The sequence below is a fragment of the Bacillus suaedaesalsae genome (genome assembly GCF_016890225.1).
In the GTDB taxonomy this organism is placed as follows: Bacteria; Bacillota; Bacilli; order Bacillales; family SA4; genus Bacillus_BS; species Bacillus_BS suaedaesalsae.
The window spans coordinates 181,723-199,720 of the sequence record NZ_JAFELM010000013.1 but is presented as its reverse complement, the minus strand read 5'-3'; the positions used below and the strand labels follow the sequence as shown (position 1 = coordinate 199,720).

The 17,998-nt window shown below is 37.4% G+C and carries 15 protein-coding genes and 1 pseudogene; 13 read left to right on the top strand and 3 right to left on the bottom strand.

Annotated elements, in window-relative coordinates; genetic code table 11:
- Nucleotides 1-18: 18 nt before the first annotated feature.
- The 9 genes from JR050_RS02835 to JR050_RS02790 all read left to right on the top strand — a co-directional run bounded on the left by JR050_RS02835 (nt 19) and on the right by JR050_RS02790 (nt 11,848).
- The gene (locus JR050_RS02835) at nt 19-240 is read left to right on the top strand and encodes a hypothetical protein (RefSeq protein ID WP_204202000.1); all 222 of its coding nucleotides are present in this window, start codon (nt 19-21) and stop codon (nt 238-240) included.
- A gap of 347 nt (nt 241-587) precedes the next feature.
- Nucleotides 588-1,979: a 23S rRNA (uracil(1939)-C(5))-methyltransferase RlmD gene (gene rlmD, locus JR050_RS02830; RefSeq protein WP_204201999.1), complete on the top strand. Its 1,392-nt coding sequence runs from the start codon at nt 588-590 to the stop codon at nt 1,977-1,979.
- A 247-nt stretch (nt 1,980-2,226) separates the two neighbouring features.
- Nucleotides 2,227-4,425, top strand: coding sequence for a DEAD/DEAH box helicase (locus JR050_RS02820; protein WP_346726696.1), 2,199 nt, complete (start codon nt 2,227-2,229; stop codon nt 4,423-4,425).
- Nucleotides 4,426-5,053: 628 nt separating this feature from the next.
- Nucleotides 5,054-6,265, top strand: coding sequence for a NupC/NupG family nucleoside CNT transporter (locus JR050_RS02815; protein WP_204201996.1), 1,212 nt, complete (start codon nt 5,054-5,056; stop codon nt 6,263-6,265).
- Between the two features lie 187 nt (nt 6,266-6,452).
- Nucleotides 6,453-7,943 (top strand): protein adenylyltransferase SelO, encoded by a 1,491-nt coding sequence (locus JR050_RS02810; RefSeq protein WP_204201995.1) that lies wholly within the window; start codon nt 6,453-6,455, stop codon nt 7,941-7,943.
- 157 nt (nt 7,944-8,100) lie between these two features.
- Nucleotides 8,101-9,729 carry an ATP-binding protein gene (locus tag JR050_RS02805; RefSeq protein ID WP_204201994.1) on the top strand — a complete coding sequence of 543 codons (1,629 nt, stop codon included), beginning with the start codon at nt 8,101-8,103 and terminating at the stop codon, nt 9,727-9,729.
- A gap of 66 nt (nt 9,730-9,795) precedes the next feature.
- Entirely contained in the window at nt 9,796-10,098 is a 303-nt protein-coding gene (locus JR050_RS02800) for a hypothetical protein (RefSeq protein WP_204201993.1), read from the top strand.
- 106 nt (nt 10,099-10,204) lie between these two features.
- Nucleotides 10,205-11,260, top strand: coding sequence for a PQQ-dependent sugar dehydrogenase (locus JR050_RS02795; protein ID WP_346726697.1), 1,056 nt, complete (start codon nt 10,205-10,207; stop codon nt 11,258-11,260).
- A 138-nt stretch (nt 11,261-11,398) separates the two neighbouring features.
- Nucleotides 11,399-11,848 (top strand): universal stress protein, encoded by a 450-nt coding sequence (locus tag JR050_RS02790; RefSeq protein WP_204201991.1) that lies wholly within the window; start codon nt 11,399-11,401, stop codon nt 11,846-11,848.
- Here the strand turns inward: JR050_RS02790 and JR050_RS02785 are convergent.
- The 3 genes from JR050_RS02785 to JR050_RS02775 all read right to left on the bottom strand — a co-directional run bounded on the left by JR050_RS02785 (nt 11,845) and on the right by JR050_RS02775 (nt 13,023).
- A complete protein-coding gene (locus tag JR050_RS02785; RefSeq protein WP_204201990.1) occupies nt 11,845-12,417 on the bottom strand; it encodes a GNAT family N-acetyltransferase in 573 nt (190 codons plus the stop codon). The genes JR050_RS02790 and JR050_RS02785 overlap by 4 nt on opposite strands.
- Before the next feature lie 74 nt (nt 12,418-12,491).
- On the bottom strand, nt 12,492-12,695 hold the full coding sequence (locus tag JR050_RS02780; RefSeq protein ID WP_204201989.1) for a hypothetical protein: 204 nt from the start codon (nt 12,693-12,695) through the stop codon (nt 12,492-12,494).
- A gap of 1 nt (nt 12,696) precedes the next feature.
- Nucleotides 12,697-13,023 (bottom strand): hypothetical protein, encoded by a 327-nt coding sequence (locus JR050_RS02775; RefSeq protein WP_204201988.1) that lies wholly within the window; start codon nt 13,021-13,023, stop codon nt 12,697-12,699.
- A 133-nt stretch (nt 13,024-13,156) separates the two neighbouring features.
- Between JR050_RS02775 and JR050_RS02770 the strand changes: the two are divergent.
- The 4 genes and pseudogenes from JR050_RS02770 to JR050_RS02755 all read left to right on the top strand — a co-directional run bounded on the left by JR050_RS02770 (nt 13,157) and on the right by JR050_RS02755 (nt 17,961).
- Nucleotides 13,157-13,615: pseudogene (locus JR050_RS02770) on the top strand (staygreen family protein).
- A 137-nt stretch (nt 13,616-13,752) separates the two neighbouring features.
- Nucleotides 13,753-15,453: a molecular chaperone HscC gene (locus JR050_RS02765; RefSeq protein WP_204201987.1), complete on the top strand. Its 1,701-nt coding sequence runs from the start codon at nt 13,753-13,755 to the stop codon at nt 15,451-15,453.
- A complete protein-coding gene (locus JR050_RS02760) occupies nt 15,453-17,264 on the top strand; it encodes a J domain-containing protein (protein ID WP_204201986.1) in 1,812 nt (603 codons plus the stop codon). Before JR050_RS02765 ends, JR050_RS02760 begins: the two co-directional genes overlap by 1 nt.
- A gap of 25 nt (nt 17,265-17,289) precedes the next feature.
- The gene (locus JR050_RS02755; RefSeq protein ID WP_204201985.1) at nt 17,290-17,961 is read left to right on the top strand and encodes a DUF1266 domain-containing protein; all 672 of its coding nucleotides are present in this window, start codon (nt 17,290-17,292) and stop codon (nt 17,959-17,961) included.
- Nucleotides 17,962-17,998 lie beyond the last annotated feature (37 nt).

Below are 17,998 nucleotides of genomic sequence, written 5' to 3'. Positions count from 1 at the left end.
GAAAGGAACGTTGTAAAAGTGAGATTTTTAGAGAAGGTATTTGCCTTTTTCGAAGAAGTGAAAGACTTGTTTTTTGCTCTATTACTCATTGGGGGATTCATCGTTTTCCTTTTATCATCTTTTTCGTTTTTCTTTGATGGGGAAGCCTTATATGGATTTATCGATTTGTTCTTAATGTTCATGACCGGTTTATTTATTAAACCTGCGGTAACGGACGTATTTACTAAAGAAGAAAATTAATGCAGGATAGGCTGATGGTCTGTCCTTTTTTTATTAGAATTCGAATTCATCCTTTTATGAGCCAATTCTGGAATTTATGCGCCAAAACGAAACATTTATGCGCCGTTTTCAACATTTATGCGTCAATTTACAAATTTATGAGCATTTACCCATAAACAGGAAAATGAAAGAATGCCCAATCCAGCTTAATGAGGTGGCTACCATTGCTTTTTGTTAATACTTACTAACCTGAAAAAATTCCAAAAATACCTCATTGTCGTATATACTAGTTTAGTTGACATGTAAAACTTAACTATTTAAGTAGGTTCATATATAAAGTAGGAAAAACGTAACAGGAGGTACATACTTTGACGACGACTAAAGAAGAAGTAATGATTGTTGAAATTGATCATTTAGATGATAGAGGTTCAGGTCGTGCTGCTGCATGGCGTGAAAACGAATTAGGAAACAAGAAGAAATTGAAATTAATTATTCCTCAAACGTTGCCTGGAGAAAAGGTTCGTGTAACGGTGGATCAACCTGACCGTAAAACGAGAAAGGCTATGCCTGACGAAATTCTAGAAAGTCACGAAGAACGTACAGCAGCACCATGTCCTCACTTTGAAAAATGTGGAGGATGTGTATGGCAACACTGGGACTACAATGGTCAGCTAAAGCAAAAAACGTCATTTGTAAAAGAAGTTGTGGAAGCACAAGGTTTCAATTCGGAATTGGTGAAAGACACGATTGGCATGGATAACCCTTGGCACTACCGCAATAAGATGGAATTTACGTTTAGTAAGGATGGTTCACTTGGTTTACATGAGCAAGGGAACTTCCGTAAAATCATTTCACTTGAGCAATGCTTAATTGCCGGGAAGAAAATGGTTGAAGCGTCAATGGAAGTGGCACAGTGGGCAAAGGACCATGAACTATCAGGTTATGACAAAGACGAGCACAAAGGCTTACTCCGTCATTTAATGGTAAGACAGTCTTTTGTAACAGGTGAGATCATGCTTGCATTGTTTGCAACAGAAGGTCCTGCTCATCATCTTCAAGAAGCTGCTGATGATTTAGTGAAACGTATAGAAGGAAAGTTCCCTGAGGTAAAAAGCTTAATGTGGCTAGAAAACACAAACTGGGCAGATCGTACTCAATCTGAAAAAACACATCTGCTAGCTGGACGTGATTTCATTTATGACGAGATGGACGGCTATCGCTTCCGCCTTTGGTTTGATACGTTCTTCCAAACGAACCCTACACAAGCTCAAAAACTAGTAGACTTAGCTGTTGAAATGGGACAACCGAACAAAACAGAAAAAATGATCGACCTTTTCTGTGGTGTAGGTACATTCTCACTTCCATTCGCAAGTAGAGTCGGAAAGCTTGCTGGTATTGAAATAGTTGAGACTTCGATTGAATCGGCAAAACGTAACGCACAGGATAATGGCATTACGAACACATACTTCCTAGCAAAAGATGCTAGAAAAGGAATCGATGAAGTACTAGAAAGCTTCGGAAAACCTGAATTGCTATTACTTGATCCCCCGCGTTCAGGTGCAGGTGGAAAAGTAATGAGACGTATCGGTCGTTCACAACCGGAAAGAATTGTCTATGTATCTTGTAACCCGGAAACATTCGCAACAGACATTAAAGAACTAGAACCATTCGGTTATACGTTAAGAACCGTACAACCAGTTGATTTATTTCCACACACTGTACATGTTGAGTGTGTGGCACTATTAGAATTAAACAAATAGTAATTTACTAAAAGTAAAAGGCAACCTATTAGGAAGCCTTTTTGCTTTTTAATCGTTGGATCTGTAGTCGAATTCACATTTCTCAGAACAAAAGGAAGAATTGCTTTCTACTGGTTCATTGCAATGTACACACAGCTCTTTTAAAGTCTCATTCATACGATCACTCCTCTCTCTTTCTATTACTATATGAGGACATGCTAGTATTATTTATATTTAAGGCACTATGAAAAATGAAGTAGGTGAATACGTGAAGTCAACACTCGGATATATGAAAGAATGGCAAAAAACGTTGCAAGCTGAAATTCATCATTTGAAAAAATACGGAAGCTCAAAACACCGAGTGACGAACGGCCACCTGATTTCAAATGACAATGGATTTACGTATTATTTTGAAACATCGACTAACTTAAGAATTCCAGTAGGGTCAAAAGTAAAGCTAGAGTGGGGACATGTTACGCAAGAGGCTAGAACGTTATCTTCTGAGGGTAGAAGTCTACTTTTATCTGTAGCTATATCCATTGGAGACCTCATTCCGGAAGCGTATGTATCACATGATCCATGGGAGCTGCTAGATGAACTGTTTCAGAGATTTGATGATATAAAGAAAAGTAAAATGAAGCGTTCTCGAATTAAAAGTTTAATGAATCCCTCTCTCGAAACGAAGCACCCTACTGACAAAATTAAAAACAATGCGCATGAGGTGTTTCTTCGTTCCAAGTACAATTCCGTGACGTTCGTATGGGGACCACCTGGAACCGGAAAAACGTATACACTAGCTCGTGTTGCCATTCAACACTATTTTAAAGGGAAAAGTATCTTACTGTTATCTCATAGTAACCAAGCGATCGATGTGTTAATTGCAGAAATAGCGGGTGTGTTGAAAAAGAAAGGTAAGCTTCGTGAAGGGGATGTCCTTCGTTATGGATCACAATCCGGAGAAATTCTATCTAGCTTTGAAGGAATTACGACGGCACAGCTCATAGAGCAAAATGATCCGATGCTTTCACAGGAAAGGAAAGGGTTAACAATAGATAGACAAGGGCTAAAGGCTGATTTATCAAAGTCCTTTACGAAGCGGGATACAGATCAATTGCTACAGATCGAAACTAAGTTAGCAAGGATTTTAGAGAAAATAAGACAACGAGAGATCAAGCTTGTAAAAGATGCGATGATTATTGGGACTACTCTGGCGAAAGCAGCCTCTGATGAAACAATTTATTCAAAAAACTATGATATTGTCATTGTTGACGAAGCAAGTATGGCCTACGTTCCACAAGTAGCTTTTGCTGCAACGCTCGGGAAACGAATTATTGTTTGTGGTGACTTTAAACAACTGCCACCGATTGCGGCAAGCAATCACAACCTTGTAGAGAAATGGCTAAAGCAAGATATTTTTTATAGTACCGGTTTAACAGAGTCTGTAAATACAGGGAAACTTCATCCGCAATTGTTTTTACTAAACGAACAAAGAAGAATGCACCCTGACATTTCGGCATTTACGAATCAATATATATACGGTTCACTTGTTACCGATCATGAAAGTGTGAGAATTAATAGACAGAAGATTGTAGAGCGTGCTCCGTTTCAAGCCAGGGCGTCTGTGCTGGTCGATACGAGCTACACAGGTGAGCATTGCTTTTCTGAGAAGTCATCGAACTCCCGAATCAATTTTTGGCAGTTATTGCTATCATTTCAGCTTATTCATGAAGCCTATGTCGGAGGTGCGCGTTCCATTGGATACGCGACTCCTTATCGCGCGCAGGCAGAATTAATGCAACTACTCCTACAAGACATATATGCAAAAGAGTTAACAACTTCTGATATTATTGCCGCAACTGTTCATAAGTTTCAAGGCAGTGAGCGGGATGTAATGGTGTTTGATAGTGTGGATAGCTTTTCGCAAACTAGAGCGAGCATGCTACTAACGGGAAAAGAAAGTGAAAGGCTTTTAAATGTAGCCATCACTAGAACAAAAGGGAAGTTCATTCATGTCGGTGACACGGCATTTATACAAAAGCATGTGTACAGAGGGAAAACAATCAGATCACTGGTGGAATATCAGCTATCAAAGAAGCAACAAATACTCCCACGTGAAATCGGCACATGGATTAAAAATCAACATCCTCATCTTCAATGGATGCATGCATTGAAGCATGATCGACTTTTTCATGATATTGACAATGCCAAAGAATCCATCTTACTTTGTATGCCGAAAACGACAAGTCTCCCTGAGACATGGACTGAAAAGCTTAAGCAAGTACCAAATAAGGTGAAGGTAGAACAATTCAATGAGGTATTACCTTTTCCGTTTGTCTTAATTGACGGGAGATTTTTATGGCTAGGGGTGCCGGTTATTCCTACTAAGGTATTAAAACCGCCTTATGTTGCGGTGAGGTTGGAGTCAGAAGAAATTGGACAGTATTTATTTAATCAAATACGTGATTAACGAGAGGCTGGGACATAAGTATTTCAGCAAATGATATACCCGAACTATTAGGTGATACCTTTTACCTAGTAGTTCGGGTCTTTATTTGTTGCTTCAATAGGTTGGGTATACTATTCATAAAAAATAGTGGAATGGAGCGGAAGACACTCGGGCACCTGCGGGAAGTAGAGGAAAGGCTGAGACCCCGCAGGCGTAGCGAGGAGGCTCAGCTTCCTCCCCGCGGTATCCGGCGAGTGTTTGCAGCGCAGTGGAACGAACTCATTCTTCCAGCTTAACTGATTAATATATAACGAAAGATACGAAAAAAGTAGAATCTTTAATAGATAGAATAACTTAGATATTATTCGCCTTTGAGGAGATTTTATTTATCTATGTCCCAACCTCATTTGTTATTAGTGGAAAGAGTACATAAAGTTGTTTCCTATGCATAAACTATTATTGTGAAAAAAAGTAACCGAGCTTGCATCATACATAAGATTGGCAACTATATCCTTCACAATTTCTACATTTACATTTCGCATTTATTTTTGTAAAATCATAATGTTGTCAGACGACTGACATAAATATAAGTTATCTAGTTTCGAAAGCGGTTTCTCATTAAATGATAACAACTATGAGGTGAACAACAGTGAATTTATTATGGGGATTATTCGGTATATTTGTTGTTTTGGGTATTGGTTTTCTTTTATCTACAAAAAAGAAAGCGATTAACTTTAGAACAATATTTGGTGGACTAGCTATTCAATTAGCCTTCGCGTTTATCGTGTTAAAGTGGGAGGCAGGAAGAGCAGCACTGAAATGGTTTACGATGAGAATTCAAGATGTTATAAACTATGCGAATGAAGGGATTAGTTTCCTTTTCGGACCAATTGGTAATGCATCTGAATTTGGGTTTGTATTTGCTGTCCAAGTATTAACGATTATTATTTTCTTTTCATCTTTAATTTCAGTTTTATATTATCTTGGAATTATGCAATGGTTTATTAAAATTATTGGCGGCGGATTATCGAAGCTACTCGGAACAAGTCAGACAGAATCGATGTCTGCAGCGGCTAATATATTTGTAGGACAAACAGAAGCTCCTCTTGTTATTCGACCTTATCTAGCGAAAATGACAAATTCGGAATTGTTTGCAGTAATGACTGGGGGACTAGCATCTGTTGCAGGTTCAGTGTTAGTAGGATACGCCCTTTTAGGAGTTCCGTTAGAATATTTACTGGCTGCAAGCTTTATGGCTGCACCAGCTGGACTTATCATGGCAAAGCTGATCATACCAGAAACCGAAAAATCAGAAGTAGATACATTTGAAATATCAAAAGATGATGAATCAGTTAACGTGATTGACGCAGCAGCACGTGGGGCATCAGACGGCTTACATCTAGCATTAAATGTTGGGGCTATGTTATTAGCATTTATTGCATTAATTGCTCTTATTAATGGTTTACTTGGTGGACTTGGTGGACTATTCGGTTTTGAAGCTCTAACACTTCAAAGTATTTTAGGTATACTCTTTTCTCCACTAGCATTTGCTGTTGGTGTACCTTGGTCAGAAGCTGTAACAGCTGGAAGCTATATTGGACAAAAGCTTGTATTAAATGAGTTCGTTGCCTACTCAGCATTTGCTCCGGATATTCCTTCATTGTCGGATAAGACGGTAATGGTCGTTAGTTTCGCATTATGCGGTTTTGCAAATCTTAGCTCTATGGCTATTCTTCTTGGTGGTTTAGGGAGTCTTGCTCCTAATCGTCGTGGTGATATCGCCAGATTAGGCTTACGCTCGGTAGCAGCCGGGATGTTGGCATCATTATTAAGTGCTGCGATTGCAGGTATGTTTATATAATAATTTGCATCGGGTCTCTCAGAGAGGCCCGTTTTTCATTTGTTGAAAAGAATTGAGTAGAATCAGAATATAACATGTCTGGTAGTCCGATTAAGCGTAGCTCCAAGACATAATAACTTGGTACACAGGAATAATTTATGACGAGAAGCAAACGCTAAAATTGAACTGATTCCTAATAAAGTACATAATGAATGAAACATCTATAACAAAGGAGAACGATAGCTTGAGCAAAATTGGATGGAACTTTGATAATAGTTACGCCCGTCTTCCAGAGGCATTTTTTGTATTACATGCTCCAAAACCTGTACGTGCACCAAAGCTTACAATCTTTAATGAACGACTTGCCGAAGAACTAGGATTAAATGTGGAGGAATTAAGTAGTGAAATGGGTGTTTCACAGTTTGCTGGAAACACGATTCCAGAAGGAGCAGAACCACTCGCACAAGCTTATGCAGGGCATCAATTTGGACATTTTAATATGTTAGGAGATGGTCGTGCAGTCTTACTAGGTGAGCACATTACTCCAGAAGGCGAGCGTCTTGATATCCAACTTAAAGGACCAGGAAGAACGCCATTTTCTCGTGGTGGAGATGGCCGAGCAGCAATAAAGCCGATGCTTCGCGAATACATAATCAGCGAAGCGATGCATTCACTAGGTATACCAACAACGAGGAGCCTAGCTGTAGTTGAAACAGGAGAAGCCGTTATACGTGAGACAGAATTACCTGGTGCGATTTTAACACGTGTGGCAGCAAGTCACATTCGTGTTGGTACCTTTCAATATGTAGCAAACTGGAGACCCATCGAAGAGCTTAGACAGTTGGCTGATTATACAATAAATCGTCACTACCCTGAATTAGAGCAGGAAGAAAATAAGTATCTATCCCTTCTTCAAGGTGTAATCAATCGTCAGGCATCACTCATTGCCAAATGGCAGCTTGTTGGCTTTATACATGGAGTCATGAATACTGATAATATGACAATTAGTGGTGAGACGATTGACTATGGGCCATGTGCCTTTATGGATCAATATGATCCGGAAACTGTGTTTAGTTCGATTGATAGGCAAGGAAGATACGCATATGGAAATCAACCACATTATGGCGGATGGAACATAGCTCGTTTTGCAGAAACCTTATTGCCTTTACTCGATGAAAAGGAAGATAAAGCAATTGAACTTGCTCAAGAGGCACTTTCAAGCTATGCAGACTCCTTTATGAATAATTGGCAAAAGGGTATGAGAGAAAAGCTAGGTTTATTTAATGAAGAAAAAGAAGATGAAGCACTGATTCAAAATCTACTTGATTTGATGAAGGAATTTGAAGCTGACTTTACGAATACATTCCGTTTACTAACAATAGAAAAGCATGAAGAAACAGCTCTTGCTGGAAAAAAAGAGTTTGTTGAGTGGTCTGAGAAGTGGCAAAAACGACTTGGAAGACAGGCAGAATCGAAGAAAGATTCTCAGCAACTAATGATGAAATCTAATCCAGTCGTTATTCCTCGTAATCATCTAGTGGAAGAAGCCTTAGAAGCTGCGGAATCCGGGGATAATTCTGTAATGGAAAAGTTACTTAACATACTATCAAAGCCTTATGAATATTCAGTAGAACACACTGAATATTGCAAGCTTCCCACACCTTCAAACCAACCTTACCGAACGTTTTGTGGAACATAATATAACTTGAAGACAAGTCAAATGGCTTGTTTTCTTTTTAATTTAAACAACTGGTATTATTTTCATCATTTATATTTTTTAAATATGGAAAAAAAACTATGGTCAGATTAGAATAGAAGTAAGATAAGATAATATCTTTTGCACTGGTGGGGGTAAGTTGATTTTACTAGATTATGTGATTAATCTTGCAATATTTTCGTTAATGGTTAGTACTCCATTAGTTATCCGTTCTTTAATCAATTACAGACCACTTAAGAACTTTCGTTTATGGGGTAGTATTTATGGTGGCCTCGTGTCGGTCATTTTGGTGATATTAACAATTCATCACGAAGGATATTCTTATGATATTCGTTATGTTCCTGTTATTTTAGTCTACTCATATTTTGGGCCACTTGCTGGAATTGTAACGGGTTTATTTGCACTTTGTGCTAGGTTATATTCAGCTGGAAACTGGTTTCCGGCGATTACAGGTTGGCTTATTATTATGCTTTCCTTTACGTTCATTCATTTTTATATTAAACGCCTTAGTAGAGTAAAGAAAACGGTAATCATATTTGGCGTCTATGTCATCATTTATGTGATTACAGTTCCATTGTTATTTAATGTCATCCGAGATAATCCTTTGTTCCACCTTCAGTATTTGCTTTTTATCATGTTTGGAGTTGTTATAGGAATTCTGCTTATCGAATCCTATATGAAACTATTTCGAATCATTAGAGAAAACAAGCAAATGCAAAATATATTAGAGGAAAGTGAAGCAAATTATCGACTAATAGCAGAAAATACTTCTGACTTGATTTTAGTGTTAGATAAGTCTGCTAAAATAAAATATTATTCACCGTCCCATCAAAAAGTACTAGGATACAAGGAATCAGAATTCAGTAGAGACAAGTTGAAAAGTATCGTACATCCAGATGATGTAGAAATATTTACACATAAAGTACAAATAATGTTCGAGGAGGTAACTCCTAACACAATCGATGTTCGCTTAAAACATAAGGATGGTCATTGGGTTCAATTTGAATCACGTTGTATGCCAGTTTTAGGCGAAAGTCAAACAGTCGATCATATCGTTATCATCAGCAGAGATATATCTGAACGATTAAAGTCAGAAGAACTACTTTTGCAATCTGAAAAACTATCTATTGTAGGCGAATTGGCAGCCGGAGTTGCACATGAAATCCGGAATCCGTTGACAACGATCAAAGGTTTCATTCAGTTAAATAAAGTAAGAGACGATTCATTTGAGTTCAATGATCTACTACTAAGTGAATTAGAACGAATTGAAGCAATTACGAGTGAGCTTCTTACACTAGGAAAGCCACAAGCCTTAAAACTAGAAGATACTAATGTTGCGCAAGTCATTGAAAATACAGTTGAATTACTAATGCCTCAAGCCCATATGAACAATATACAGTTCAACATGATATTTGAGGATTCAGAACTGTTCATTACCTGTGAAAAAAATCAGATAAAGCAAGTGTTTCTTAACATTATTAAAAATGCCATTGAAGCAATGCCAAAGGGTGGAAATATTGACATTACCCTAACAAATGGGACTGAGCACAATTGTGTAATATCCTTCCAAGACTATGGAAGTGGAATTCCAGAAGAAATCCTTCCACGTCTAGGAGAACCTTTCTATAGTCTTAAAGAAAAAGGAACAGGTCTTGGTTTAATGATTTGCCAAAAAATTATTAAACTTCATCACGGTACGATTACGTTTAACAGTAAGCTTGGTGAAGGAACATTAATTGAAATAACATTGCCTCTTTCTGAGGAATAATGCTGACTCGAGAAAAGTGTACTCTGTATTGGAGTGCACTTTTTATATAAGAATGGAGTGACACAAATGGCTTCAACGATACAAGAAAAAATACAACAGATATTTGATAGCATTGAAATTAAATACGAGTACTCATCTGATGTAACACGAATTGAAACGTTTAACTGGAATGGAGAGTTACATGATTTTAAGGTGGAATATTTCATAGGTTCACAGAAGTATGTTTTCCATTATGATAGGGAAGAAGTAAAAAATTTAGGTGTAAAAACAAACCCTATCGAACAACTTGAAGACGAAGTGAGATATGTGAAGAGAATGCATGAACGTGGAATTGGGTCCAAAGACTATTATCCGTTTACAACTATTTAAATTACTTCTTACAACCATAGGTTACTTAACTATGGTTGTTCTTTTAACCTAGTCAAAACATGGCAAGACTAATAATAGAAGAAAATACGAGGTGATATAGTTGAAGGTGTTTATCGTAGCGTTGATTGGTACTATCTTTCTAACAGGTTGCTCATTTTGGAATCAAGACGGTGAAATTGAGGTTAATGAAGTATTTGCTAGACAGGCTGAAGTCATTGCGACAGACTTAGAGATTCCATGGAATATTACGAAATATGAAGAAGCATTTTATTTAAGTCAACGACCTGGATATATTGTAAAAGTTGATGAAGCAACAGGAGAGAAAACCACTCAGCAGCTCGAGGTAACAAAGGATATCCATCACGACGGTGAAGGAGGTCTTTTGGGCTTTCTGTTAGCTCCTAATTTTCGAGAATCAAGGGAAGCTTTTGCGTATCATACCTATCAGGATAACGGACAAATTTTTAACCGAATTATCTTGTTGAAGCTTAACCAAAACACGTGGACAGAACAGAGAGTCATTCTTGATAAAATCCCTGGGGGGCGCATACATAACGGCGGAAGAATAAAAGTAGGACAAGACGGTAAGCTGTATGCGACAGCAGGCGATGCTGGGAATCCAGATCATGCACAGAATGTAAACAGCTTAGCCGGGAAGATTTTACGAATGAATTTAAATGGATCTATTCCTACGGATAACCCGTTTCAAGGTTCATATGTTTACTCGTATGGTCATCGCAATCCACAAGGACTTGCGTGGGATGAGGATGGCAGGTTATTTAGCTCAGAGCATGGACAGGCTGCCCATGATGAAATTAATGTGATTGAACCTGGTATGAACTATGGATGGCCGATTATTGAAGGAGATCAACAAGCACCAAATATGAAAACACCATTTTATCATACAGGAAATGTGACATGGGCTCCGTCTGGAATTGAGATTAAGGATAACCTGTTATACGTTGCGACTTTACGTGGAGAGAGTATTAAAGTTCTAAATATAGAGAATAAGAGTGTAGACATGGCTCTAGAGAATGCAGGAAGACTTAGAGATGTTTTACTTGTGGATGAGGCTTTATATACAATAACGAATAACCGTGATGGAAGAGGAAATCCTCGTGAAGATGATGATCAATTACTTCGTCTTTTGTTAGGAAGATAATTTAACAAGTTCTTCAAAATTTTAAGAATAATGAGTGAGAAACATCACATTATGTTTAGTCATTCTTTCTTATCATAATAAGTGAAAGGAAGTTATTTTCTCCTTCCTTAACAGAGATAGAAAGAGGATGTGTGATGTATGTTAAATAACCCTTCAAAAATTTTAGTCGCGTATGACGGTTTAGAATTAAGTAATAAAGCATTACAATATGCAATAAAGCTTGTTGAACATGATAAAAATGCCGAATTAGAAGTTGTAACAGTGATGGCTTACAGCGCAATTGTTGGTAGTTATGAAGCGTATTCTCTTATGGAAATGAGAACAGTTGCTGAAGCAGCTGCAAAAGCGAGAATAAATGAAGCGCGTGAAGTACTAAAAACCCTTCCTAATCCAACCGGTACAAAGGTTCTAGAAGGAGACCCTGCCGTACAAATTATTAAATATGCAGAGGAACTTGAGTTTGATGTCATTGTAATGGGAAGCAGAGGACTTGGGAAGATAAGAGAGTTTTTCCTAGGTAGTGTCAGCCATAACGTTGTTCAAATGGCGAAGTGTCCAGTATTCATTGTTAAGACCAGAGGCGCCTAGTTTCTCTGGTCTTGATCATGTTTATTGTTATAATAATCCTCTGCTAACATCGCAAACAAAACAACATCGGTCCACTCATTATGAACTAATAAACTTTTTCGTTCATACCCTTCTCTTCTAAATCCTACTTTCTCAAGTACTCGAAGAGAGGCAGAGTTCTCGGGGTTTACCCCTGCTGTTATTCTATGTAGCTTTAAATTTTCGAAACCAAAACGTAATGCAAGTTTTAAGGCTTCTGTCATATATCCTTTTCCGTTATATTGTTGTCCAATATAGTAACCTATCATACTAGTTTGTCTTGGTCCTCTTACAACAAAATTAAACTGAATATCCCCAATTAGTGTTTCAGAATCCTCCTCTGTTAAAAAGATACCGAAAACATATCTCTTATCTTCGTTATGGTCGGTTTTGGATTCATTGATTCTTTTCTGTTGCCCCTCCAATGTGTAAAATTCATTCGTACCCATAACAGGAGACCATCGCAAAATGTGTTCTTTGTTTGCGAGTTGGAGAGATAATAACTCTTCAGCATCTTCAAGTGTATAGGGCCGGATTAGTATTCGTTGCATGATATACCTCCTTTTCGCTATTATACTAAAATCACTATACCTATTGTTACGTAAGTATAGTGATTTTTAGTCTCTTAATTCCCTGACTCATAAAAAGCCAAATTCACTGCAACATTAGTTGGATAAAATCCTTCATTTTGAATACTTAAAATATAGTTGTTTTGGTATTGAAGAACTCTTTCATAGGAGGTGGACTCAATAAGTGTAAATGCCTGACCAGCAAACACAAAGCCTAGCCCATATGGTTGGTTTCTAAACTGGTAACTTGTTAATGCCATTCTATACCACCTCAAATACTCTTATTGTCACTGGGTATTCCTTTGTCTTCGCATAAATAATTAAATCCTCATTTGGATCTAGATCATATACGATTACTTCAGCTGGTACATTAAAGATGTAATTACCCTTATCAAAGGAAAAGTCTGGATCGGTTGAAAGGTAAATGTAAGTGGCAGCATCATTCACGACCCATAATTGTCTCCTTCTCGGTAAATTTTCTGAACCAACTCGTAAAGGCGTTGGTTCTGTTGTAATACGTATCTTTCCTACCTTAGTATTTTTTGTCCAATACAGTCCGGGGAGTTGCCGATAATCAAATTCACTCATCTCTTTCACCTCACGATAGGAACTATATAAGTAAAAGGCCCAATTTTACTATATGTAGTTAAAGTAAAATTGGTGAGACTTTCTTCGTAACAAAGAAGATAAATGCCCCATACACTAATGTGAATTCTTGAAAATGAGGTGGGACGTGACAAGACTAAACCCAGATAAACTTTATGTTGAGTATAGAGATGGAGTAACGCTCACTGAGCCGGCAGTGGGAAGGAAATATACATTAACTCATTCGGATGTAACTGCTGAGCTGTTGTTAACCATCGGGCTATCATTTGCCTTTGACAAAATTACGAGTGTGAGAGATGAAGTGCTCGCTGAGTGGAGAGTAAATAAAGGAAAACCCTATTTATATGTTTATGTGTCAGTTGATGGACAAACTGGGCAATATATGGCGGCATTCCGAAACGCAATCTTTAGACGCGAATTACCACTAGCATTAGAAGCGATTGTTTATGGTGATCGAAGTCTGTATCAAGCATACCCGGTATTATAACATGCCCCTATCTGGATACATTTTGATTCTGTTTCTCCTTACTATAACAAGATTGAATTCTGGGGAACCCCAAAGGATTATCAATAGTTAAAGAATGCGGCTATATTTGCTATATAGTCGCTTTTTTAAAACTAATGTCGATTTATAGGGAAAAATGTTTATATTTAGAAAATTCTATGATAACCTTTTCTACATATAAAGATTAATTTGAGGGGGCATACTGCATGTCGACCATAGGTATCGATTTAGGAACAACGAATAGCCTTGTGGCCCACTGGACGGATAATGGACCGGAAATTATACCAAATGTACTTGGAGAGAACCTTACACCATCAGTTGTAAGTATAGATGAGAATGGTGACATATTGGTTGGTCAAATTGCTAAAGAACGACTTATCACGCATCCACTAGTAACGGTTTCTACCTTTAAACGTTATATGGGGACAGAGAAAATGTATCATTTAGGGAAATATTCTTTTACCCCTGAAGAACTCTCGTCTTTTGTTATTAAAACCTTAAAAGAAGATGCGGAAGCATACTTGGAAAAAGAAATAACTGAAGCGGTAATTAGTGTTCCAGCTTATTTTAATGATGCTCAACGAAAAGCGACGAAGCGTGCTGCAGAAATTGCTGGATTAAAGGTAGAACGCCTAATAAGTGAGCCAACTGCTGCGGCAATTGCTTATGGACTACACCAACAAGAATCAGAAACGAAATTTCTTATTTTTGATCTTGGGGGAGGAACGTTTGACGTTTCAATATTAGAATTATTTGAAGGTATTATGGAAGTGAAATCCATAGCGGGAGACAACTTCCTTGGTGGAGAAGATTTTACAAATCTACTAGTCTCTTACTTTGTTGATCAGCATAATATAGATATTCATTCGGTTGATAATAAGGCTCATTCAGCTATTTATAAGCAGGCCGAACTATGTAAACGTGCACTAGGGAGAGAAAATACAGGGACTATGACTTTTACATACGAAGGTCAAACATATGAGACAAAAATAGGTCGTACTGATTTCGAGAAGATTGTAAATCCTTTATTATTACGGTTACGACATCCGATTGAGCGAGCTTTGCGTGATGCTTCCTTATCTCCAGACGAATTGGATGCTGTTATATTAATTGGTGGTACGACCAAAATGCCGATTATTAGAACCGTTGTTGGAAAAATCTTCGGACGTATGCCTTATGTAAACATAAATCCTGATGAGGCAGTAGGGTTAGGTGCAGCCATTCAAGTAGCGCTAAAAGAGCGAAATGCCGCATTAGATGAAATCATTTTAACAGATGTATGTCCATATACACTTGGAACAGATATCGTAAAGCGTATGGCTAATGGGAAATTTGAAGATGGATATTATTTGCCAATAATTGAACGGAATACTCCTATTCCAGTTAGCAAGGTTGAACGTCTATTTACAGTCGTTGACAATCAATCAGAGCTACGTGTTGAAATTTACCAAGGTGAAAGCAGACGAACAGAAGCAAACTTAAAGCTCGGAGAATTAAACGTGAAGGTAAAACCTGCTCCTGCTGGTGAACAAGCAATTGATGTCCGTTATACATATGACATTAACGGTATACTTGAGGTTGAGGTTGTCAATGTAGAATCAGGAAAGAAGGAAAGAATAGTAGTCGAAAAGAATTCAGGACGTGTATCAAAGGAAGAAATCGAAGAAAGACTAGAGGCACTCAAGAATATTAAAATTCATCCGAGAGAACGCACGGAGAACAGGTTGTTATTAGCAAGGGCCGAACGTTTATATGAAGAATCTCTTAATGTAAAACGTACTGTAATCGAGCATCATATATTTGAATTCGAAAGCGTATTAGCCCGTCAAAATGAATGGGAAATTAAAAAGGCTGCCGAAAAGCTGAGCAAAGAGCTAGAAAAGCTAGAGAGGTGGCTAGAATTTTAATGAGTTTCTGGGAGATATTAGGGATTGAACCTACTCAAGATCATTCCTCAATTAAAAAGGCATATGCCAAGAAACTAAAAGTCTATCACCCTGAGGATGATCCAGAAGGTTTCCAAAGATTAAGAGAAGCATATGACAATGCTGTTAGATATGCGAAGAATCCACCTGAACAACCTACCTTTTTTATTGATGATGAAGAGATTGAAGAGGATGAAATAGCCGGGACTGAGTCATTACCAAAAGTGGATCTCTTTCATCATCATGAAGATATAGAAAGAGTAGATCCATTAAAGGATTTTATGGAACAGTTATATTCCATTTATCATGACTTTTCATCGCGCATCGACATTGAAAAATGGCAGGAATTATTGAGTTCAGAAATAGTTTGGGACTTTAAATATAATGAAAAGCTAACTAACCGTGTTCTAGAGTTTTTAATGGAGTTTCATTATCTACCACAAAACGTATGGCAACTACTAGACAACATTTTCGGTTGGCGAGGAAAAGCAGACGAGCTTGAATATCGTTTTCCAGAGAATTTTATTACATATATTTTTAGACAAGTGAATCATAGATGGGGACTTCGCTATCAGTTTTTAAAGGAACAAGAGCTAGATTATGACACATATTTAGGAACTAGAGAACGAGCATTATTTGCCCTTATTGATAACGATATAGAAAATGCAGAGAAGTTAATTACAGAAGCATACGAAATGTTTTCATGCGATCCAGATCTCCTTCGTATGAAGGCTGAGTATTATTTAAGAGTTGGAAGATTGGAAGCCTCGCTTGAAGCAATTAATAGTGCGATTCAAGCTGATCCAACTGATATTGATAGCCACCTATATAAGGCTCGAGTTCTTTTTAAATTACGTGAACAAGAGGATGTCATTAAGACTTGTGAATTTATCCTAGAGTATTCATTTGATAATCAGGATGCGATCACACTTATGGGTAAGAGTTATTTTGAGTTAGGTGAAAAAGAAAAGGCAAAGAAATTATTTATACAAGTTTTAGAGAATGATCCTTACAATATCGAAGTGAAAACTTATATTGCTCAGATTAATGGACTACTTGTCCAGAACTTAAAACAGAGTCCAAATAAGCAGAACTTAATTACTGTTCAGAACGAACTTGGTAAGATAGACACCTTTGAGGAATTTTGGGACCTGTGGTTCAGAAGATCATGGAAGTATTTAGTGACGTTTGCTGGTCTTATATTGTTTTTGATGATTGGTTTAGAAAGTGCAACCGGATTACCTCCGAAAGATGCATTAAAGGAGGTAGCTTTAAGTTTGATTTCAAAGGATTTAGAGTTGAAAGAACCGATTATCATTAATAAGCTAGAGGATTTCGAACGTGTACAATCTGAAGACGATGTTGTTGACTTATACCACCTCAAAGCCGAATTCATAGATATGATTGAAGATGATACTGATATTCCCGGTATTAGCTATCTTGAGTATGATCAACGATATATTTGTGTCGCTACCATTGAAGACCAAACGCTTATAGTTTTGGTAGACTATGAGACTGCGCAAAAGGTATATCAAAATAAATCTTTAAAGCTTGAAGGAAGTATCTATGAATTCAATGAAGAATTGTTTAACTATACGATTAGATCATTGAAGAAATACCGTATGTATTATGAATATGATAACACGTTCATTAAGGATAAATATATAGGTCCAAAAAGAGAAACGGAAAGTGGGGATATGAGCTTCATTCTATTCCTATCAATTATCATCATCACCTTATTTGCCTTTATTATGCTTGAAGCAAGAAGAGTATATAGAGCGGTGAAATTTTAATGGGATATGGAGGATTGTAATTAGCATGGCAAAGCAAAAAGTATCAACAGAAATTCAGGCTTATATACGTTCTCTTTCATCTCTTTGTAGGAATGACTCTCTAGCATACTACTTTACTTTGTATAACTTTGGTAAGCTACAAGAAGGATTTTTAGGTAAAAAAAGATTGAGGAAAGAACTAAGTAAACTAGGGATTGTAGATTATACTTCCTTTAAGTATCGATTAAATTGGCTAAAAGATGATGGGTGGCGAAGTGATTATCAAAAGATGAGCAGCTTCTTAGCTACTCTGTCGGAAACGGATCGAAAGAAATATATTGAATCCTTTTCTAAAGAGCATGAAGATTATCCAAGACTATTCATTGTTCATTATTATATGAATAAGGTACCGGTGGAAGGGATTATTGCATTTGATTATGCTTGGCATATCTATTTATGTCGTGCCGGATGGGTGTTAGGATACCTTTCAAATGAGGAAGCATGGAAATTAATGCTTGATGCAGCCCACCGACTTCAAACGGTCTATTCTAGCTGGAACGAATTCGTAACGGCATTTGTTTGTGGAAGTCAGTTTAGAGAAGCCGATACATCATTTTCATTTGTAAAGAAAAATGCGAACCTTATAAATAAATTATTTGCTAGTTCCACAAGTCCCATGGTGCAAATTGATTGGAATTTAGATTTACTACAAAAGTAGAACAAATAAACCTGGTCCGTAATTGGACCAGGTTTTC